This is a genomic window from Methylobacterium indicum (genome assembly GCF_001043895.1).
Classification (GTDB): domain Bacteria; phylum Pseudomonadota; class Alphaproteobacteria; order Rhizobiales; family Beijerinckiaceae; genus Methylobacterium; species Methylobacterium indicum.
The window spans coordinates 40,086-60,442 of sequence record NZ_JTHF01000072.1 but is presented as its reverse complement, the minus strand read 5'-3'; the positions used below and the strand labels follow the sequence as shown (position 1 = coordinate 60,442).

Here is a 20,357-nt window from a genome sequence, read left to right as displayed (position 1 = left end):
CTGCGCGGATGGTCGGGGTCGGGCCGCGTCGCGAGGCGGTCACGCCGCCTCGCGGTTCTGGGCGCCCGGCACGGTGGCGGCCTCGACCTCGTCGATGGTCGGGCGGTCGGCGGCGGCGATGCCCTTGCGGCCGTGCTCGATCGCCACCTGGGGCAGGGCGCCGTTCATGTAGGCGATCAGGCTCTGCTTCACGATGGTGTAGACCGAGCACTGCTTCTCGCGCACGCCCTTCACCTTGATGGCGAGCGGCGCCAGCACGCCGTAGGAGGCGAACACCCCGAAGAAGGTGCCGACCAGCGCCGCGCCGATCAGGCCGCCGAGGATCTGGGGCGACTGGTCGAGGGCGCCCATCGCCTTCACGATGCCGAGCACCGCCGCGACGATGCCGAGCGCCGGCAGCGCCTCCGCCACCGTGTTGATCGCCGCGTAGGGCTTCAGCGCGTACTTCTTGTGCGTGCCGATCTCCTCCTCCATCAGCGCCTCGATCTCGTGCGAGCGGGCGCCGCCGATCAGGATCAGCCGGCAATAGTCGCAGATGAACAGGACCAGGCCCTGGTCCTTGGTCACGTCCGGATAGTTCTTGAAGATCTCGGAATTCGCCGGATCGTCGAAGTGGGTCTCGACCTCGTTGCGCGGCTTGGTCTTGATCTCGCGCAGGAGGGCGTGGATCAGGCCGAGCAGCGACAGGAAGTCCTTGCGCTTCGGGCCCTTGCCGCTGAACGCCTCCATGGTCGCCTTGCCGGAATCGACCACCGTCTTCATCGGGTTGGCGATCACGAAGGTACCGGCCGCCATGCCGCCGATGATGACGAACTCCCAGGGCTGCCAGATCACGATCAGGTGGCCGCCCATGGCCACGAAGCCGCCGAGCATGCAGCCGATGGCAATGAGCAGGCCGACGAGGATTCCCATGTCCCGCAACGCTCCGTCTTGACGGCGACGGGTCTAGGGCCGGTGGCTTGCGCGGGGCTTTTTCGAGGCGCGACCGGCCCTCCGTCCCGGGGCCGGCCAGCGGGATTCTCCCCGATTCCTCCGCGCGTTATGCAGGTGTTATCCCGGGTATCCCCAGGCTTCCCGGCCTGCTCGGGCCGGCTTAATCGCTTGATAAGGCGGGAATCGCGATAGTCCCTCCTGTCGGCGGGGCCAACTAAGGCCGCCGCGGCAGGCGCAGCGGATGGGCTTTTACAAGCTCAAGACATGATGTCGAACCGCTGACCCCGGTGAGAAGCCGGATGTGTATGAGTGCGCAGACGGATCTGTGCTTCGCGACAGCGGGCACAAGACCATTCTCTGCCCCGGTGCGAGCCCGGAAACCATCCCACATTCCCGCCCACGCGCAAGACCGGAATCATCGCCGTGACCAGCCTGCTGACCAACAACGCCGCGATGACTGCCCTGACGACCCTCAAGTCGATCAACAGTCAGCTCGATACGACCAGCAACCGCGTCTCGACCGGCCAGCGCGTCTCGGCCGCGTCCGACAACGCCGCCTACTGGTCGATCGCGACCTCGGTGCGCACCGACAACGCCTCGCTCTCGGCGGTCAAGGACTCGCTCGGCCTCGGCTCGTCGTCGGTCGACACCGCCTATAACGGCCTGAACTCGATCATCACCGACCTGCAGAACATCCGCGGCAAGCTGCAGAGCGCGATGACCCCGGGCGTCGACCGCGCCAAGGTCCAGACCGAGATCTCGGCCATCCAGTCGAAGATGAAGGCCACCGCCGACTCCTCGAACTCGAGCGGCCAGAACTGGCTCTCGGTCGACTCGACCGCCACCAACACCAACTACCAGGCGACCCAGAAGGTCGTGGCCGGCTTCTCCCGCGCCTCGGACGGCACCATCAACTTCTCGATGGTCAACGTCGACGTGAACGGCATCAAGCTCTACGACAAGAACGCCGGCTCGACGGTGACGAAGCCCGCCACCGCGGCGCTCGTCGTCGGCTCGACCTCGCTGACCGGCACCGGCGCCTTCTCGGGCGGCACCGCCGACTTCGCCACCGCGACCGCCGGCAAGACCCAGCAGGTCAACCTGGTCGTCGATCTCGGCGGCACCTCCGTTGCCACGATCCAGCTCGACAAGGACACCCTCAAGTCCACCGCCAAGGACCTGACCAAGGTCACCACCGACGAGCTGCTGGCGGCGATCAACAACCAGATCTCGGCCTCCGGCACCGCCAAGCTCGGCGGCAAGGTCACCGCCGGCCTCGACTCCGCCGGCCGCCTGACCTTCACCACCGTCGGCACCGGCACCACCGCCACGATCAAGGTCGGCGTCGCCAACCCGACCGACGCCACGAAGTTCGCCGCCGCCGATATCGGCTTCGGTGCGACCTCGAACGCCCCGATGCTGACGGCGGCGAGCAACTACTCGGCGGCGTTCGACATCTCGGGCGCCAACACCCGGGCGATCACCATCAACGACGGCACCACCACGACGACCGTCACGCTCAGCTCCGCGGCCTACGACGCCGCCGGTTCGGCGGTGAGCTCGGCCAAGGCGACGCTGAGCGGCGCGGACGCGGCGACCCTGATCAACATCGCCCTCAAGGCGGCCGGCAACACCGCGAGCGCCAGCTTCGCGGGCGGCAAGCTCAGCCTGACGACCTCGGGTGCCGACACCAACTCGTCGGTGACGGTCACCGCGCCTGACGCCCTCTACGGCTTCACCGCCGGCCAGACGGCCTCCGGCACCAACGCGGCGGCGGGCGCCGGTACGGCCTCCACCACCACCACCGCCAAGGGCATCCTCGACACCACCGCCGGCAACTACAACGCCTCGTTCGGCGCCGGCGCCTACTCGGTGGCGAACTTCAACATCTCGAACCTCGTCGGCTCGAACGGCGATGCCGACGTGCAGAGCATCCTGAACATGGTCGACAAGGCGATCGCCAGCGTGACGGATGCGGGCACGAAGCTCGGCGCCAACAAGACGCAGATCGACGGCCAGAAGACCTTCGTCGACACGCTGATGAAGGCCAACGACCGCACCATCGGCGTGCTGGTGGACGCGGACGTGGAAGAAGAGTCGACCAAGCTGAAGGCGCTGCAGACCCAGCAGCAGCTGGCGGTTCAGGCGCTCTCGATCGCCAACTCGTCGAGCCAGAACGTCCTCTCGCTCTTCCGCTAAGAGGGGGAGGGCGGTCCCCCCGGGGACCGCCGGTACCGGATCGAACGGGAAGGGCCGCGCTCGGGTCGAGCGCGGCCCTTCTCGCGTTGGGGAATGGACGCGGTCAGGCGTCGGCGTGGATGGTATCCGTCTCCCGGCGGCGCTCCCGCCAAGGCATTGGTTAAGATATTTTCTACGTCACCCCGCCCGACGGCAGGATGGATGGATCTCTGTACGACGTATCCACAGATCGTTGCTGGCCCAAAGCTCGCCTCGTCGGGACAACGCGTTGCGTCTTTGGTTAATCGCTTCGTAAGCCTATCAAGCCATTATCACCCTATCGAGCGGCGCCACCGGCAACACACGGGGCGCTGCCGGCAACAATCCAGCGGATGGGCCTCCGGTGAGACCCAAGGACATGATGTCGGTCCGCTGATCCGGTGCGAGTCCGGAGGTGTGATTGCGCGACGGAGGGATCCCCGCAGGTCCGTCCCGGTCGTCGAAGGACCGCCTCGGTCCCTCGACCGGCCGACAGGTCGCATCGGTGCAAGCCCGGTGAGTCGAACTCTCCTCCATTCTCAGCCCGGAAGACAGATCCGTGACCAGCCTGCTGACCAACAACGCCGCGATGACGGCGCTGACGACCCTCAAGTCGATCAACACCCAGCTCGACATGACGAGCAACCGCGTCTCGACCGGCCAGCGCGTCTCGGCCGCGTCCGACAACGCCGCCTACTGGTCGATCGCCACCACCGTGCGCACCGACAACGCCTCGCTCTCGGCGGTCAAGGACTCGCTCGGCCTCGGCTCGTCGTCGGTCGACACCGCCTATAACGGCCTGAACTCGATCATCACCGACCTGCAGAACATCCGCGGCAAGCTGCAGAGCGCCCTGACCCCGGGCGTCGACCGCGCCAAGGTCCAGACCGAGATCTCGGCCATCCAGTCGAAGATGAAGGCTACCGCCGACTCCTCGAACGCCAGCGGCCAGAACTGGCTCTCGGTCGATTCGAGCCCGTCCAACACCAACTACCAGGCGACCCAGAAGGTCGTGGCCGGCTTCGCCCGCGCCTCGGACGGCACCATCACCTTCTCGATGGTCAACGTCGACGTCGCGTCGATCAAGCTCTACGACCGCAACGCCGGCACGACGGTGACCAAGCCCGCCACCGCGGCCCAGGTCGTCGGCTCGACCTCGCTCACCGGCACCGGCGCCTTCTCGGGCGGCACCGCCGACTTCGCCACCCCGACCGCCGGCCAGACCAAGCAGATCAACTTCGTCATCGATCTCGGCGGCGGCGCCAGCGCGGCGATCCAGCTCGACAAGGACACCCTCAAGTCCACCGCCAAGGACCTGAGCAAGGTGACCACCGACGAGCTCCTGTCGGCGATCAACAACCAGATCGCGGCCTCCGGCACCGCCAAGCTCGGCGGCAAGGTCACCGCCGGCCTCGACACCGCCGGCCGCCTGACCTTCGCCACCGTCGGCACCGGCACCGGTGCGACGCTCAAGATCGGCGTCGCCAACCTGACCGACGCCACGAAGTTCGTCGCCGCCGATATCGGCTTCGGCGCGATCTCGAACGCGCCGTCGCTCACCGCCGGCACGGCCTACTCGGCCCTCAACATCTCGGGCGCCAACACCAAGGTCCTGACCGTCGACGACGGCACCGGCAGCGGTGCGGTGACCGTGACGCTGAACGCCGCGGCCTACACCAATGCCGGCTCGGCAGTGTCCTCGGGCGCCGCGACGCTGAACGGGGCGGACGCGGCGCAGCTGATCAACATCCAGCTGAAGGCGGCCGGCAGCACGGCCAGCGCCAGCTTCGTGGGCGGCAAGCTCGTGCTGACGACGACGGGCGCCGGCACCAACTCGTCGGTGACGGCGAACGGCGCGGACGTGACGAGCTTCGGCTTCACCGCCGGCCAGACGGCCTCCGGCACCAACGCGGCGGCGGGCGCCGGCACGGCCTCCACCACCACCACCGGCAAGGGCATCCTCGATACCACCTCCGGCACCTACACCGCCATCACGGCCGGCGCCTACTCGGTGGCGAACTTCAACATCTCGACCCTGGTCGGCTCGGCCGGCGACGCCGACGTCGCCAGCATCCTGAACATGGTCGACAAGGCGATCGCCAGCGTGACGGATGCGGGCACGAAGCTCGGCGCCAACAAGACGCAGATCGACGGCCAGAAGACCTTCGTCGACACGCTGATGAAGGCCAACGACCGCACCATCGGCATCCTGGTGGACGCGGACGTGGAAGAAGAGTCGACCAAGCTGAAGGCGCTGCAGACCCAGCAGCAGCTGGCGGTGCAGGCGCTCTCGATCGCCAACTCGGCGAGCCAGAACGTCCTTTCGCTCTTCCGCTAAGCGGGGGAGGGCGGTCCCCCCGGGGACCGCCACGACCGTCCCTGAACGAGACAAGCCGCCCGCGACCGTCAGGGTCGCGGGCGGCTCTTCGGCATTTCAGGGGAGGCGGGATCAGCCGACGCGGGATCAGCCGACGAAGGTGTAGCCGGCGAGACGCTTGGCCTCGATCGGGTCGTAGCCCAGCCGCATCCGCAGCTTCTTGCGCAGCTTGCTGATGTGGCCCTCGACCACGCTCTCGTCGACCGCCGCGTCGAGGTCGCCGTAGACCGCCTTGAAGATCTGGCCCTTGGTCACCGGCCGGCCGCGGTTGCGGGCGAGGTAATCGAGGATGTCGCGCTCGCGGCGCGGCAGCAGCAGGCTCTGGCCGTCGATCTCCGGGTCGCGTCCGTCGGTATGGACGGTGAGGCGGCCGCTCTTGTCCGGGGTGCTCGCCGGCCGGCTGTCGGCGCGGTTGGTCCGGCGGCGGATCGCGCCGGCCCGGGCGATGATCTCGCGGACATGGACGGGCTTGCGCACCACGTCGTCGATGCCGGCGGTGAACAGCGCCAGGGTCTGTTCGAGCGAGCGGGTCTCGTTGAGGGCGATGATCGGAGCGCGGGACAGGCCGCGCAGGGCCGCGGTGAAGGCCGTGCGGTCCGCGCAATCGCCGATGACGAAGCCCTGGATCGCTTCCAGGTCCTGGGGCGGCGTCGCATCGATCCAGGTCTGGATGTCGCTCACGTCCAGCCCCCGGGCCGCCACGCCCTCGGCGCCGAAGCCCTGAACGTACTGTGCGGCCACGCTTTCCCGCTCGTCGACCACGATGTACACGCCAGCCCCCAAGATATCTTGACGACTTGTCTCACCCCGCAGCCAGTCAAGGCGCGAGCTTGATTGTCGTCGAATTGTCTGGATATTTCCGAGATCTTCGCGGAGAGCCGCGAGATGATCCGGCTTGCGCCTTGCGGGCGCCAACTCGTGAATGATTTGTTAAGGCGTCTATCGCCCCGAAATGGTTAATTTTCTGTTAAGCTCACCCACAAGCTGTTCACTTGCGGACACAACGTGTTGCGGCCAGGCCACGACCGGCTCGGGAAATCGTTGAAAATCAATGCGTTGCGATGAGGCAGGGTGTCATCGCCACCTGTGGCGGGGGAGCGACAGCTGTCCGGCGCTCAGCCGTCGAGTTCGGGGTAGCGCCGAAAGATTCCGTCCTCGCTGAAGGCCAGGCGTCGATCGCTCGCCAGATAGGCGGCGATGCGCGGGCGCGCGGCGACGAGCCGGTGGAGGGCAACGACCTTCGGGGTCGCGGCGAGCGCCCGCTCGGTCGCCTGCGGAAAGGCGTAGGCCAGGCCTTCGACGAGCTGGAACAGGGACAGGTCGGCGTAGCTCAGGCGGTTGCCGACGAGGTGGCGCGGGCCGAAGGGGTTGGCGGCTAGCACCCGTTCGAGCCAGCCGAGGAATTTGGGAATGCGCTCGTCACGAAAATCCGCGGACCGCCGTGCCGCCTCTCGCGTCTGGTCCGCGTAAGTGAGCGAGGAGGCGATCGGGTGGTGGCTGTCATGCGCTTCCGCCACCGCATCCGCGATGGTGAGCTGGATCTGGTGGGTCCAGATCCGGTCCGCCTCGCTCTCGCCGACGAGACCGAGGCGCGGCCCGAGATAGTGCAGGATCGCGGCGGTCTGGCCGACCACGAGATCGCCGTCGCGCAGGTATGGCGGCGCAAAGGCCGGGCGGGGCGGGGCGTCGAGGCCCGCCATCATGTCGTCGATGCCGTCCTCGCGGGTGATGTCGCGGTAATCCGCCCCCGCCTCCTCGAGCGCCAGCCGGACGAACTCGCCCCGGCCCTGGATGCACGGCCAGTAGTGGAGCTCGTAGGCCATCGCAGCACTCCCTCGACGATGTCGGGCGCCCGGGCGGTGCCGGGCGCCGAGCGGATCACCCTCGGCGTCTCACCAGCCGCGCATCTCGTCGTGGTTCGGGCGCCGGCCCTGGGGCGTCAGGCCGTCGATCACCCCCGGCAGCACCTGGGCGAGCTGCGCCAGCAGGTCGTCGCGGCCGAGGCCGGTCTGGCGGCTCAGGGTGTCGACCGTGTCGGGCCCGAGCGCCTGGGCGAGCTGGCGCGGCTCGATCGACCGGTTGTGGCCGGGGCCGATCCAGGATTCGATCACGTCGCCCAGGCCGCCGCGGCGGAAGCGGTCGATCAGCTGGTCGAGACCGCCGCCACCCGCATCGTCGGGCTGCTCACGGTCGAGGCGGGAATACGGGCCGGCGCCCTGGTCGCCGGCGCCTTGACCGAAGGAGTTCTGGTCGAAGGGATTCTGGACGCCGCCACCCGTCGGGGAGGGGGATGCGGTGCCGCCGCCCGGGCCGTCGAGCATGCCGGCGAGATCGGAATAGGGATTGTTCGGATCCTCGCCGCGCCGGCTCCGGCCTTCGTCCCGGGGCTCGGGCGCGCCGTAGCCATGCGGATCGGGGGCGTAGCCGTCCTCCGGCCCGGCCTGCGGGACCGGCCGGCGCCCGCCGCCGAAGATGTCGCCGAAGCCGCCGTTCATCGCCTTGGCGGCGAGCAGCATCAGCAGCGCCTTCACGAGGGGCGACATCGCCCCCGAGCCGCCACCTCTCTCCTCGTGCCGGCTCCCGCCCCCGAGGACGTTGCCGAGCACGGAACCGATGACCTGGTCGAGCAGACCCATGGGTGCCTCCCCCTCGCGCGTGCCGCGCCGGGGTTAACCACGCTGTGCCGCCTCGGTTGCCTTCCGGGAGGGGGCTAGTGCGCTTCACGATCGCGTTGCAATCGCGAAGCTCTCTAAGTCTTTGTTTTGCCGCATTTTCTTCGACGAACCGGCATCCACTTCGTCGGAAAATGCTCTAGCGCCGGTCGCCGGAGCCGTCGCCGCCGCCGGTGGCGCGCCGGTCCTTGGGGTCGAGCTTGTCGAGGGGGTTGGTCCGCGCCGGCGTGCCGCCGGGGGGCGCTTGTGACGGCGTCACCTGCGTCTCGGGCTTGAGTGCCTGGGGCGGCGCGACGCCGGAGCCCCCGGCGCGCGTGCCGTCGGGCGGGTCGGCATGAGGCAAGTCGTTACGAGGGAGGTCGGCCTGGGTCGGCTGGTCGCGCCGATCGGAGATCGCGAACGCCGGCACGGTGCCGGCGGCGAGGAGGAGAAGGACGGAGGCGAGGCGGGCGAGCGGGGGCATGGCTGTCTCCGGCGGGGCGCCTGGATCGGGACGTTCGGGTGAGGAATCGTCTCGGAATCGCCGCGGTTCCGGGCTCGGCCGATCCCCGGCCCGTTCGCGAAAAAGAGGACCGCCCTCGGGGGCGGTCCTCGTTCGCGGTCACATGTTCATCAAGGCGCTAGCCGTGCCGAAGGCGGTCATCGCGAGGCCGCCGGTCAGGACGCCGATCATGCCGTAGGAGACCGCGCGCAGAAGCTTCATGTCACTCATTCTCGACTCCCTCGAATTTCGTGTCGGTCCATCCGGAATCCGCCGATGTCCCGCCCGGCGGACGTCCTCAGCAGCGGTAGCCGCCCGAGGTCTGGCCGTACTGCTTGACCGGGAAGTTCTGCTGCTTGGCGTTGCCTTCGGCGGCCGAGCTCATCGGGCAGGCACCGTAGAAGGGCACGCTGTCGTTGGCCGAGCCGATCGAGCCGGTGGTCTCGACGTCCTGCGTCCAGAACGGATGGGCCGGGGCGTTCGGGCCGAACGCCATGGCGGAGGAGATCGGGGCAACGCCAAGAACGAGGGCAGTCACGACGGCGGCAATGCGGGTCTTCATTCGTTGTCTTCCTTGTTCGGTGTGATGAAAGCCGGTCCTGGCGACCCGCTCTCTTACGATGATTGGAATATAGGTGGCGACATGCCGGCGCGATGTGCCGCCGCGCACGCGACGCGGCGGAACAAATATCGCGTTCTGGACGTGGGTCGCGCGGCCGTTCCGCTGCGGGAGCGCGGCGGTTTCGCCGGGCCGGCGCGGCGCGGGGCGTCACATCCCGCTACCACCCGGTCCGCTTCCCTGGAGCTAGTCTAAGGGCCGACACCCGGGCGGCCGCGCGCGGCGCCCCCATCACACGAGGTTTCCGCTGCCGATGGCCAAGCCCGTCCACTCGATGATCCGCGTCCTCGACGAGGAGCGCTCCCGCGCCTACTACGCCCGCGCCTTCGGCCTGGAGCTCGCCGAGCGCATCGGTTTCGACGGTTTCGCGCTCGTCTACCTGCGTCACCCCTCGTCGCCGTTCGAGCTGGAACTCACCGTCAACTTCGACCGCACCGAGCCCTACGATCTCGGCAACGGCTACGGCCATCTCGCGGTGGTGGTCGACGACGTCGATGCCGAGCATGCCCGCTTCACCGAGGCAGGGCTGCCCGCGACCCCGGTCAAGGACTTCCAGCACCAGGGCAAGACGCTGGCCCGCTTCTTCTTCGCCACCGATCCCGACGGCTACAAGATCGAGGTGATCCAGAAGGGCGGCCGCTTCGCCTGAGGCCCCGACGGGCCGGGCCGGGAAGCGCGCGAAGACGCGACCCCGGCCCGGCCTTCGGCAAGACCCACCAAGAAACGATCCCGAGGAGACACCCGATGAGAGAAGTCGATCCGCGCGTGCGGTTCAGCCGCCGCGGCTTCCTGCAGACCGCCGCCGTCGCCGCACCGGCCGCGGCGCTCGCCACCGGCGCCGGGCTCCAGGTCTCGGAGGCCTGGGCCGAGAACGGCGCCGCCCTGGCGCCGGCCGAGCTGAAGACCCTGGTGAAGATGGCGCGGGACATCTACCCGCACGACTTCCTCGGCGACGTCTACTACATCACGGCGATCAAGCCCTGGGACGGCAAGGCCGCCGCCGACCCCGCGGTGAAGACGCTGCTGACCCAAGGCGTGCGCCGCCTCGACGAGGACGCGCAGGCCCGCCACAAGGTCGCCTACGCGCAGATCGGCTGGGAGGCCGACCGCGTCGTCATCCTCGAGGGGATCAGCCACACCGACTTCTTCAAGAAGATCCGGTCCGACCTCGTCGTCTCGCTCTACAACCAGCCCGAGCTGTGGCCGAAATTCGGCTACGAGGGCTCGTCCGCCGACAAGGGCGGCTACATCAACCGCGGCTTCAACGACATCGACTGGCTGCCGAAGGTCTGATCGGCCTGCGCCTGCCGATAGAGTGAGCGTCAACCAAAGAACAATCAACGAACGCCGCGCCGGATCGGCCGCGACCGGGCCGCGCGGGCCGGAGGAAACCATGGCCACATTCGACCTGAACGACGACGGGCTCGTCGTCATCGTCGGCTCGGGCGCCGGCGGCGGCACGCTCGGCACCGAGCTGGCGCTGAAGGGCATCCGCACCGTCATCCTGGAAGCCGGCGCCCGCCACAACATGGAGGACTTCGTCAACGACGAATGGGCGAGCTTCGCCCAGCTCGCCTGGACCGACATGCGCACCACCTCGGGCTCGTGGCGGGTGGCGCGGGACTTCCCCAACCTGCCGGCCTGGATCGTCAAGGCGGTGGGCGGCTCGACGGTGCACTGGGCCGGCGCGTCCCTGCGCTTCGAGGAGCACGAGTTCCGCATCCGCGACCATTACGGCGCGATCCCCGGCGCCAACCTCCTCGACTGGCCGATTACCCGGGCCGAGCTCGACCCCTGGTACGAGAAGGCCGAGGACCGGATGGGCGTGACCCGCACCAACGGCATCCCGGGCCTGCCGGGCAACAACAACTTCAAGGTGATGGAGGCCGGCGCCCGCCGCCTCGGCTACAAGGAGGTCCATACCGGCCGGATGGCGATCAACAGCCAGGAGCGGCACGACCGCGGCTCCTGCCAGCAGATCGGCTTCTGCTTCCAGGGCTGCAAGTCCGGCGCGAAGTGGTCGACCCTGATCGCCGAGATCCCCCGCGGCGAGGAGACCGGCAACCTGGAGGTCCGCCCGAACTGCATGGCGATCCGCATCGAGCACGATGCCTCGGGCAAGGTGACGGGCGTGGTCTACGCCGATGCCGACGGCAAGCTGCAGCGGCAGAAGGCCCGCATCGTCGCGGTGGCCGGCAACTCGATCGAGAGCCCGCGGCTGCTCCTCAACAGCGCCTCGTCGCTTTTTCCGGACGGCCTCGCCAACTCGTCGGGCCAGGTCGGCCGCAACTACCTGCGCCACATGACCGGCAGCGTCTACGGCGTGTTCGAGAAGTCGGTCCACATGTACCGCGGCACCACCATGGCGGGCATCATCCGGGACGAGGCCCGGCACGACCCGAAGCGCGGCTTCGCCGGCGGCTACGAGATGGAGACGGTCTCGCTCGGCGTGCCGTTCATGGCGGCGTTCCTCAATCCCGGCGCCTGGGGCCGCTCCTTCACCAGCGCCATGGAGCAGTATCCACGCATGGCCGGGATGTGGCTCGTCGGCGAGGACCTGCCGCAGGAGACCAACCGCATCACCCTCGACCCCTCGGTCAAGGACAAGCACGGGATGCCGGTGGCGAGCGTGCATTTCGACGATCACCCCAACGACGTCGCGATGCGCAACCACGCCTACAAGCAGGGCGCGGCGATCTACGAGGCGGTGGGCGCCACGGTCACCTATCCGGTCACGCCCTATCCGAGCACCCACAACATGGGCACCAACCGGATGAGTGCGAAGGCCCGGGACGGCGTCGTCAACAAGTTCGGCCAGACCCACGACGTGAAGAACCTGTTCGTCTCCGACGGCAGCCAGTTCACCAGCGGCGCGGCCTGCAACCCGACCCTGACGATCGTGGCGCTGGCCTTGCGCCAGGCCGACCATATCGCCGGCGCGATGCAGCGGCGGGAGATCTGATGCGCCCTCTCGCCCTCCGCCTCGCCCCGCCCCTCCTCGGGCTGCTGGCCGCCGGCCTCCTCGCCGGGGCCGCCGCCGCGCAGGGCTCGCCGACCCCGGCCGCACCCGTACGCCAGCCCGGCGGGGCCGCGGCCTACCCGAACAGTCCCGGCGGCCAGCCGGCGGCCGAGCGGGACGGCCGCTCGGTCGCGACCGATCACGCCGCCTGTCCGGGCCCCGGCCCTTGCCCGGCGGCGCCCGGGCCCTCGGGGGCGGCGGACACGAACCGCACATCCGCGCCGAGCAGCTCGGTCGGCCAGGCCGGGCCCGTGCCGAGCACCGCCTACCCGGACGCCCCGGGCGGGATGCCGTCGAACCGCCCGGACGGCACGGCGCCCCGGTAGGGCACCGACCGATCGCGTCGCGGTCGGTCGACGCTCCAGTGCCGCGTCACGCCCGCCCCTGCACCGGCAGGTCGAGGAGCGTCGGGCGCGACCGCTCGATCAGGGCCGCCGCCAGCATCGCCTCGAGCCGGATCAGGTCCTCGTCCGGCTCGGGCTGCCAGCCGCAGCCGCATTGCGGCACCGGGCCGTGCAGGGAGGCGATCTGGCGGTAGAGCGCGCCGACCGTGCGGGCCGCGGCTTCGAGCGCGGCCATCGGCGGCAGCGGTCCACGCTCCAGGGCGTCCCAGAAGGCCAGGGTGAGGGCGCGCTCCAGGGCCGCCTGCGACCGCCGCTCGGCCTCGACCCGCGGGCGCTCGTACCGGGGGGCGCTCATCGCACGACCTCGGCCTCGCTCAGGAGGACGACCAGCCGCTCCCAGGGCAGGCCGACCGGGGGCCATCCCTCCCGGATCAGTCCGGCACAGCCGTGAATCAGGATCAGCGCTCGCGCCATCGCGGCCTCCATCTCGGATCGTGCCGGGGTTCGGCGCGCCCTGAATGCAGCAAGACATTCGCGACCGCAAGATCATCATGAAATATTGGAGGTCTTCTACATTGGTGATGCTCATCTATATTGATCTGTGAATTATGAAAATTCCAAAGACCGGAAGCGCCGCCGGGCGGATTGGCAGCGGCGGCGGGAGCGGCTACCTGGGGCGCCGACCGAATCCCGGAGACCGGCCCGATGTCCGACACCCCGCCCGACCGCCTCAGCACCGATCCGCGCAGCCCCTTCCACGACGCCGCCCTGCTGGAGCGCGGCGTCGGCGTGCGCTTCAAGGGCGTCGAGAAGACCAATGTCGAGGAGTATTGCGTCAGCGAGGGCTGGGTGCGCCTCGCCGCCGGCAACGCCAAGGACCGCTTCGGCAACCCGATGACGGTGAAGCTCAAGGGCGCGGTCGAGCCGTATTTCCGCGGCCCGGAGGCCGGGACCGACGCGCCCTAAGCGGACCTGCGTTGGCAGGCCGACGCTTCGCCCGCTTAGGGTCTTGTTGTGTCGCAGATTTTCGGCGCCGAACCGGTCACCGCTTCGGCGAACTCTGCCTAGGACCGGGTTCCCGCGGCCCGCAGGTCCGCGAGGTCGAGGCGGCGGGTCACCATCCTGAGGCCGCCCGCCTCGTCCCGCGGCCAGTCCGCCTCGGGGCGGTCGCGATAGAGCTCCACCCCGTTGCGGTCCGGATCGTCGAGGTAGAGCGCCTCGCTGACGCCGTGGTCGCTCGCCCCGGTGAGGGGAATCCCGGCGGCATCGAGGCGCATGAGCGCGTCGGCGAGCGCCGCCCGGGTCGGGTAGAGGATCGCCACGTGGTAGAGCCCGGTGCTGCCGGGCGGCGGCGGCGATCCGCCGGCGCTGTCCCAGGTGTTGAGCCCGATATGGTGGTGGTAGCCGCCGGCCGACACGAAGGCGGCCTGGGTGCCGTAGCGCTGCATCAGGGTGAAGCCGAGCACCCCGCAATAGAAGCCGAGCGCCCGGTCGAGGTCGGCCACCCGCAGGTGGACGTGCCCGATGCGGGTCTGCGGGTCGATCGGCCCGGTCGTGGCGATCGGCGTGGTCATGCGGCCCTCCTCGGCTGCGGGGCCGGCGCCATCGTCTCCCGGCCCCGGCGGTCCCCGCAGACTGCCTCGGTTGCAAACCCCGTGGAATCCGGCATTCCGTCGTTTCACCTCACGCCCGCGGAGTGAGATCGCCCCGTGCTCGACCGGCTCACCGCCATGCAGACCTTCGTGCGCGTCGCCGCGACCGGCAGCTTCTCGGCCGCCGCGCGGGCGCTCGGCCTGTCGCAGAGCGGCGTCACCAAGCACGTCGCCGCCCTGGAGGAGCGGCTCGGCGCCCGGCTCCTGCACCGCTCGACCCGCCGGCTGACCCTGACCGAGGCCGGCCGGCGCTACCTCGAGGCCTGCGAGCGCATCCTCGGCGAGATCGACGAGGCCGAGGCGGAGGCCGGCGCCGAGGCGGCGGAACCCCGCGGCACCCTGCGGCTCAACGTGCCGGTCTCGTTCGGTGTCCTGCAGGTCGCCCCGGCGCTGGCCGAGTTCGGTCGCGCGCATCCGGCGCTCGCCGTCGAGCTCGGCCTCAACGACCGGCCCGTCGACCTGATCGAGGAGGGATGGGACCTGGCGCTCCGGATCGGCCACCTGCGCGATTCGCGCCTCGTCGCCCGGGCGCTCGCCCCGTGCCGGATGCGCGTCTGCGCGGCGCCCGCCTACCTCGCGGCGCGGGGCCGGCCGCGCCGCCCGGAGGACCTGAGCGATCACAACTGCCTCGGCTACACCCTCGCCAGCAGCGACGGCTGGCGCTTCGAGGCCGGTACCGTCGCGGTCGAGGGCTCGCTGCGCGCCTCGAACGGCGACGCCCTGGTGGCGGCGGCCGCCGCCGGGCTCGGGGTGATCTACCAGCCGACCTTCCTGGTCGCCGACGCCCTGCGCCGCGGCGCCCTCGTGGCGCTCGATCTCGGGCCGATCCCGTCGCTGCCGATCCACGCGGTGATGCCCTCGCGCCGCCGCCCGCCCGCCAAGGTCCGGGCCCTGGTGGCGTTCGTGGCGGCCCGCTTCGCCGACCCGCCCTGGGACCGGGACCTGCCCGCGCCGCTCGGGATCGACGCGCCGCTGCCCGCCGCAATTCCGGCCCTGGCACCCGCGCCGCATCGCGCCGAGGGAGCCGTCGCATGACCGGGACCGAGCCGGACGGCGCCCCGGACGACCCGCACGGGATCCTGACCTTCCCGGATGGCGACGCCCTCCGGCTGCTCGAGGCGCATGGCCTGACCGGGACCTGGGCCTGGAATTTCGTCACCGACGAGTACGCCTGGTCACCGGGGCTGTTCCGCCTGCTCGGCCTCGCCCCGGGTGCGGTGCGACCGGGCTATCACCGGTTCATGAGCTTCGTGCATCCGGACGACCGAGCCCAGCTCGAGACCGGCACCCAGATGATGCGCGAGGGGGTCTTCACCGGTTCCACCTTCCGGGTGATCCGGGCGGACGGGGCGGTCCGGCTCCTGACCGGCCGCAGCACGATCTACGTCACGCCCGAGGGGCGACCCCGCGCGGGGGCCGGCGTGGTGCTGGACATGACCGAGCCCGAGTTCCTGGCGGCGTCGCATCGCGAGAACCAGCGGCGGCGGCGCGCGCTGTTCGCCCAGACGCAGACGTGGATCCATACTCTGCCGAATGCGCCGAATGCGAGCCCGGTTCGCGTCGCCTCCTGGGAGATCATGAGCCTGACCGGCGTCACCCAGCAGGCGTTCCAGGAAAACTGGACACTGATCTTCGCGCCCGAGGAGCGTGCCAGGGCCGACCACGAGATCAGCGCGCGGTTCGCCGCGGGGCGTCCCTTCGCGGTCGAGCAGACCCTGGCCCTCGCGCGTGGCGATCGCGGCCTGTTCCGCAGCGTTGCGGTCCCGGTCCGCGGCGATGACGGGCGGATCGAGACCTGGGCCACCTTGAACGGCCGGGTCGACGGGCCCCGGCCGGTACCGTCCGGAATCGTGCGGCAAGGCCTGGAACAGGCGGTGCAGGCCGCGCATCTGCGCGCCGCCCGGGGCCTCGTCGGCTGGTCGATGGCCGATCTCGCCGGGGCGAGCGGCCTGTCCCTCTCCACCGTCCGGCGCCTGGAGGAGGGCGGCGAAGGGCCGGCCTCCCGCAGCCGCCACGCCGCGGTCGCCGCCCTGCGCCGGGCCGGCATCGGCTTCGTGGTCATCGACGGGGATACTCTGGCGGTCGTCAAGGTGCGGTGATCCGGGCTCTTTCCGGGCCCGGCACGGCTTGCCATATCTGCCGCATGCCCGCCCCGAAGAAGCTCCGCCCGTCGACCGGCAAGGCCTCGAAGCCCGAGCTGAAGCCGCTGGACCCTTTCCTCGCCGAGTTGCTGAACCCGGCGCTGAACCGCGACCGCCTGCCCGTCGTCGAGCCGCCCCCGCCCGAGCCGCCCAAGCGGGGCCGCCCGCGCAAGGATGCCGCGGCGGCGAAGCCGGCGCCCGGCCCGGTCTCGGAAGCGAAACCCGCGCGTCGCACGAAGCGGGCCGAAACGTCGGCTCCCGACGGCTTCGGCGAGGCGCCGCAGGCCGCCTTCGCGCACGGCACGGCGGCGGATGTCGATCCCAGGCTCGCCCAGGCGCTCGGCCTGCGCGAGCCCGAGGCCGCCGGCGGCCTCGATCCGTCCGAGGCGGTGGAGGAGCGCGGGTCGCTGGCCGCCGAGGGCGTCTCGGCCACGGTCGACGCGCTGACCAAGCTCCTCACCGAGGGCAACCCGCTGTTCAAGAACGGCGAATTGTGGCGCCCGCACCGGCCCGAGCGGCCGCAGAAATCCGAGGGCGGCGTCCCGTTCCGGCTGAATTCCGAGTTCACCCCGGCCGGCGACCAGCCCCGGGCCATCGCCGAGCTGGTGGCCGGCGTGCAGGGCCAGGAGCGCGATCAGGTCCTGCTCGGGGTCACGGGGTCCGGAAAGACCTTCACGATGGCCAAGGTCATCGAGGAGACCCAGCGCCCGGCCCTGATCCTCGCCCCCAACAAGACCCTGGCGGCGCAGCTCTACGGCGAGTTCAAGAGCTTCTTCCCCGACAACGCAGTCGAATATTTCGTCTCCTACTATGACTATTACCAGCCCGAGGCCTATGTCGCCCGCTCCGACACCTTCATCGAGAAGGAATCCTCGATCAACGAGCAGATCGACCGGATGCGCCACTCGGCCACCCGGGCGCTGCTGGAGCGCGACGACGTCATCATCGTCGCCTCGGTGTCGTGCATCTACGGTATCGGCTCGGTCGAGACCTATACGGCGATGTCGTTCACGGTCTCCCTCGGCGAGAAGATCGAGCAGCGCCAGCTCGTCGCCGATCTGGTGGCGCTGCAATACAAGCGCATCCAGTCCGATTTCGCCCGCGGCACCTTCCGGGTCCGCGGCGACGTGATCGAGCTGTGGCCGGCCCACCTGGAGGATCGCGGCTGGCGCATCGGCCTGTTCGGCGACGAGATCGAGGCGATCTCCGAGTTCGACCCGCTCACCGGCAAGACCCTCAACACGCTGAAATTCGTCAAGGTCTACGCCAACAGCCACTACGTGACGCCGCGCCCGACCCTCCAGCAGGCGGTGAAGGGCATCAAGGACGAGCTGAAGTGGCGGGTCGAGGAGCTGACCCGGATGGGCCGGCTGATCGAGGCCCAGCGCCTGGAGCAGCGCTGCACCTTCGACCTCGAGATGATCGAGGCGACGGGGGCCTGCAACGGCATCGAGAATTATTCGCGCTACCTCACCGGCCGCAAGCCCGGCGAGCCGCCGCCGACCCTGTTCGAGTACCTGCCCGACAACGCCCTGGTCTTCACCGACGAGAGCCACGTCACGGTCTCGCAGATCGGCGGCATGTACCGGGGCGACTTCCGCCGCAAGGCGACGCTCGCCGAATACGGCTTCCGGCTGCCCTCCTGCCTCGACAACCGCCCGTTGCGGTTCGAGGAATGGGACGCGATGCGCCCGCAATCGATCCACGTCTCGGCGACGCCGGCGAAGTGGGAGCTGGAGCAGACCGGCGGCGTCTTCGCCGAGCAGGTCATCCGCCCGACCGGCCTCGTCGATCCGGTGATCGAGGTGCGCCCGGCCCGCTCGCAGGTCGACGATCTCCTCGGCGAGGTGAAGGAGGTGGCCGCCGCCGGCTACCGCACCCTCGTGACCACGCTCACCAAGCGCATGGCCGAGGACCTGACCGAGTACCTGCACGAGAACGGCGTGCGGGTGCGCTACATGCACTCGGACATCGACACGCTGGAGCGGATCGAGATCATCCGCGACCTGCGGCTCGGTGCCTTCGACGTGCTCATCGGCATCAACCTGCTGCGCGAGGGCCTCGACATCCCGGAATGCGCCCTCGTCGGCATCCTCGACGCCGACAAGGAAGGCTTTCTGCGCTCCGAGACCTCGCTGATCCAGACCATCGGCCGGGCCGCCCGCAACGCCGACGCCCGCTGCATCCTCTATGCCGACCACATCACCGGCTCGATGGAGCGGGCGATGGCCGAGACCGAGCGCCGGCGCAAGAAGCAGCTCGCCTATAACGAGGAGCACGGCATCACGCCCCAGAGCGTGAAGCGCAACATCTCCGATATCCTGGAGAGCGTCTACGAGCGCGACCACGTCCAGGTCGATACGGGGCTCGCGAAATCCGCCGTCACGGTGGGCCACAACCTCAAGGCCGTGATGGCCGATCTCGAGAAGCGGATGCGGACGGCGGCCGCCGATCTCGACTTCGAGGAGGCGGCGCGCCTGCGCGACGAGCTCAAGCGGCTCCAGGCGACGGAGCTCTCCATCGCCGACGATCCGATGGCCGAGCAGGCCGACGTCGAGCGCGAAGCCGGCCGCTTCGGCGCCAAGCGCAAGCGTCGCGGCGCGGAGCCCTTGGGCTATGGCCCGGGCGGCAAGGGCACCTCCGACGAGGGCACCCGCATCCGCCAGCCCGACCTCGACGACATGGGCCCGGGCACCGACCGCGAAGTGCCGTTCTCCTACGCCGAGCGCCCGACCGGCCGCTCGACGCAAGGCTTTCCGGGCCAGAAGCCGAAATACAAGGGGCGCAAGGGCCGGGGCTGAGGCCCATGCAAGAGGCCGGTGCGGTGGACAGTCCCCGCGCCGGTCGGACCCCGCGCGGGGCACGCCTCATCGTCCGTTCGACCCGCGATATCCCCGTCTATCACCCCGGTTGCTGCGGCCGCGCGCCGCTTTCTCGAAGCCGCTTGCGGAACACTTGCGGAACGCTTACCATGTTCGCGATTTGTTTCCGGAGCGCGGCAGCGCGGGGATGAGAGTGTCACATGCTCACGCGTAAGCAGTTGGACCTGCTCCGCTTCATTCAGCAGAGAATGCGCGAGACGGGAGTCCCGCCGTCCTTCGACGAGATGAAGGACGCCCTCGATCTCAAGTCGAAGTCGGGCATCCACCGCCTGATCACCGCCCTGGAGGAGCGCGGCTTCCTGCGCCGCCTGCCGAACCGGGCCCGGGCGATCGAGGTGATCCGCATTCCCGACACGGTGACGGGGCCGGCGACGGCGCCCGCGGCCGGGGCCGAGGTGGTGCGGTTCAACCCGAGCGTCGTCGAGGGTGGGCGCGCCCACGAGCCGAAGCGGCCCGCCGGCATTCCCGCCATGGCGACCGCCTCGGACGAGAACGGTCACTCGGTCAGCGTGCCGGTGATGGGCCGGATCGCCGCCGGTACGCCGATCTCGGCGATCCAGAGCCAGAGCCGCACGGTGGCGATGTCGCCGGACTTTTTGGCCAGCGGCGAACACTACGCCCTGGAGGTGCGCGGCGACTCGATGATCGAGGCCGGCATCCTCGACGGCGACCTCGTGGTGATCCGCCGCCAGGAGACCGCCAATACCGGCGACATCATCGTGGCGCTGATCGACGACGAGGAGGCGACCCTCAAGCGCCTGCGCCGCCGCGGCTCGTCGATCGCGCTGGAAGCCGCCAACCCGGCCTACGAGACCCGGGTGCTCGGGCCGGACCGGGTGCGGATCCAGGGCCGGCTGGTGAGTTTGGTGCGGAAGTACTGAAACCACACTGGCCCTTCCTTGCAGGGCGCGCGGCTCTGAACCCTCCCCCCTCTGCGGGGGAGGGTGGACCCTGCGCCAGCAGGGGCCGGGAGAGGGGCGGCGCGACGCGGATCCAGGGAGCGCCCGCCAGAACGGTTCA

At 69.9% G+C, this 20,357-nt stretch carries 20 protein-coding genes; 11 read left to right on the top strand and 9 right to left on the bottom strand.

All coding sequences use genetic code 11. The features are described 5' to 3' along the window. Positions 1 to 39: 39 nt before the first annotated feature. Positions 40 to 912, bottom strand: coding sequence for a flagellar motor stator protein MotA (motA, locus tag QR78_RS09305; RefSeq protein ID WP_048427228.1), 873 nt, complete (start codon positions 910 to 912; stop codon positions 40 to 42). A 444-nt stretch (positions 913 to 1,356) separates the two neighbouring features. On the opposite strand from motA, the gene QR78_RS09300 reads away from it, so the two are divergent. Further along, the gene (locus QR78_RS09300) at positions 1,357 to 3,132 is read left to right on the top strand and encodes a flagellin N-terminal helical domain-containing protein (protein ID WP_048427227.1); all 1,776 of its coding nucleotides are present in this window, start codon (positions 1,357 to 1,359) and stop codon (positions 3,130 to 3,132) included. Positions 3,133 to 3,709: 577 nt separating this feature from the next. Continuing rightward, the gene (locus QR78_RS09295; RefSeq protein ID WP_048427226.1) at positions 3,710 to 5,488 is read left to right on the top strand and encodes a flagellin N-terminal helical domain-containing protein; all 1,779 of its coding nucleotides are present in this window, start codon (positions 3,710 to 3,712) and stop codon (positions 5,486 to 5,488) included. A 126-nt stretch (positions 5,489 to 5,614) separates the two neighbouring features. Here the strand turns inward: QR78_RS09295 and QR78_RS09290 are convergent, their stop codons facing one another. From QR78_RS09290 to QR78_RS09270, 5 genes are all read right to left on the bottom strand, one after another. Then, entirely contained in the window at positions 5,615 to 6,298 is a 684-nt protein-coding gene (locus tag QR78_RS09290) for a response regulator transcription factor (protein ID WP_048427225.1), read from the bottom strand. Between the two features lie 344 nt (positions 6,299 to 6,642). Next, complete coding sequence (locus QR78_RS09285) at positions 6,643 to 7,350, bottom strand: glutathione S-transferase (protein ID WP_048427224.1); 708 nt, start codon at positions 7,348 to 7,350, stop codon at positions 6,643 to 6,645. A gap of 69 nt (positions 7,351 to 7,419) precedes the next feature. Further along, positions 7,420 to 8,163, bottom strand: coding sequence for a YidB family protein (locus tag QR78_RS09280; RefSeq protein WP_048427223.1), 744 nt, complete (start codon positions 8,161 to 8,163; stop codon positions 7,420 to 7,422). A gap of 175 nt (positions 8,164 to 8,338) precedes the next feature. After that, a complete protein-coding gene (locus tag QR78_RS09275) occupies positions 8,339 to 8,662 on the bottom strand; it encodes a hypothetical protein (protein ID WP_048427222.1) in 324 nt (107 codons plus the stop codon). A 316-nt stretch (positions 8,663 to 8,978) separates the two neighbouring features. After that, a complete protein-coding gene (locus QR78_RS09270; protein WP_048427221.1) occupies positions 8,979 to 9,242 on the bottom strand; it encodes a hypothetical protein in 264 nt (87 codons plus the stop codon). 310 nt (positions 9,243 to 9,552) lie between these two features. Between QR78_RS09270 and QR78_RS09265 the strand changes: the two genes are divergently transcribed. The 4 genes from QR78_RS09265 to QR78_RS09250 all read left to right on the top strand — a co-directional run bounded on the left by QR78_RS09265 (position 9,553) and on the right by QR78_RS09250 (position 12,644). Beyond that, on the top strand, positions 9,553 to 9,948 hold the full coding sequence (locus QR78_RS09265) for a VOC family protein (protein WP_048427220.1): 396 nt from the start codon (positions 9,553 to 9,555) through the stop codon (positions 9,946 to 9,948). 95 nt (positions 9,949 to 10,043) lie between these two features. Further along, positions 10,044 to 10,592, top strand: a complete 549-nt coding sequence (locus tag QR78_RS09260; RefSeq protein ID WP_048427219.1) for a twin-arginine translocation signal domain-containing protein — start codon at positions 10,044 to 10,046, stop codon at positions 10,590 to 10,592. 100 nt (positions 10,593 to 10,692) lie between these two features. Continuing rightward, complete coding sequence (locus QR78_RS09255; RefSeq protein WP_048427218.1) at positions 10,693 to 12,261, top strand: GMC family oxidoreductase; 1,569 nt, start codon at positions 10,693 to 10,695, stop codon at positions 12,259 to 12,261. Beyond that, positions 12,261 to 12,644: a hypothetical protein gene (locus QR78_RS09250; protein ID WP_048427217.1), complete on the top strand. Its 384-nt coding sequence runs from the start codon at positions 12,261 to 12,263 to the stop codon at positions 12,642 to 12,644. Before QR78_RS09255 ends, QR78_RS09250 begins: the two co-directional genes overlap by 1 nt. A gap of 46 nt (positions 12,645 to 12,690) precedes the next feature. Here the strand turns inward: QR78_RS09250 and QR78_RS09245 are convergent, their stop codons facing one another. Beyond that, entirely contained in the window at positions 12,691 to 13,017 is a 327-nt protein-coding gene (locus QR78_RS09245) for a hypothetical protein (protein WP_048427216.1), read from the bottom strand. Beyond that, the gene (locus QR78_RS36455) at positions 13,014 to 13,136 is read right to left on the bottom strand and encodes a hypothetical protein (protein ID WP_280140376.1); all 123 of its coding nucleotides are present in this window, start codon (positions 13,134 to 13,136) and stop codon (positions 13,014 to 13,016) included. Before QR78_RS36455 ends, QR78_RS09245 begins: the two co-directional genes overlap by 4 nt. A gap of 231 nt (positions 13,137 to 13,367) precedes the next feature. Between QR78_RS36455 and QR78_RS09240 the strand changes: the two genes are divergently transcribed. Next, complete coding sequence (locus QR78_RS09240) at positions 13,368 to 13,628, top strand: DUF3297 family protein (RefSeq protein ID WP_048427215.1); 261 nt, start codon at positions 13,368 to 13,370, stop codon at positions 13,626 to 13,628. A gap of 98 nt (positions 13,629 to 13,726) precedes the next feature. Here QR78_RS09240 and QR78_RS09235 read toward each other — a convergent pair whose 3' ends face one another. Next, on the bottom strand, positions 13,727 to 14,236 hold the full coding sequence (locus tag QR78_RS09235) for a VOC family protein (RefSeq protein WP_048427214.1): 510 nt from the start codon (positions 14,234 to 14,236) through the stop codon (positions 13,727 to 13,729). Positions 14,237 to 14,371: 135 nt separating this feature from the next. Here QR78_RS09235 and QR78_RS09230 point away from each other — a divergent pair, with 135 nt between their 5' ends. The 4 genes from QR78_RS09230 (at position 14,372) to lexA (ending at position 20,218) form a co-directional block, all read left to right on the top strand. Beyond that, on the top strand, positions 14,372 to 15,349 hold the full coding sequence (locus QR78_RS09230; RefSeq protein WP_082171586.1) for a LysR family transcriptional regulator: 978 nt from the start codon (positions 14,372 to 14,374) through the stop codon (positions 15,347 to 15,349). Beyond that, complete coding sequence (locus QR78_RS09225; RefSeq protein WP_048427213.1) at positions 15,346 to 16,413, top strand: PAS domain-containing protein; 1,068 nt, start codon at positions 15,346 to 15,348, stop codon at positions 16,411 to 16,413. The genes QR78_RS09230 and QR78_RS09225 overlap by 4 nt, the downstream gene beginning before the upstream one ends. Positions 16,414 to 16,457: 44 nt before the next feature. Next, on the top strand, positions 16,458 to 19,256 hold the full coding sequence (gene uvrB / locus QR78_RS09220; RefSeq protein WP_048427212.1) for an excinuclease ABC subunit UvrB: 2,799 nt from the start codon (positions 16,458 to 16,460) through the stop codon (positions 19,254 to 19,256). A gap of 221 nt (positions 19,257 to 19,477) precedes the next feature. Then, entirely contained in the window at positions 19,478 to 20,218 is a 741-nt protein-coding gene (lexA, locus tag QR78_RS09215) for a transcriptional repressor LexA (RefSeq protein WP_048427211.1), read from the top strand. The last annotated feature ends 139 nt before the right edge of the window (positions 20,219 to 20,357 follow it).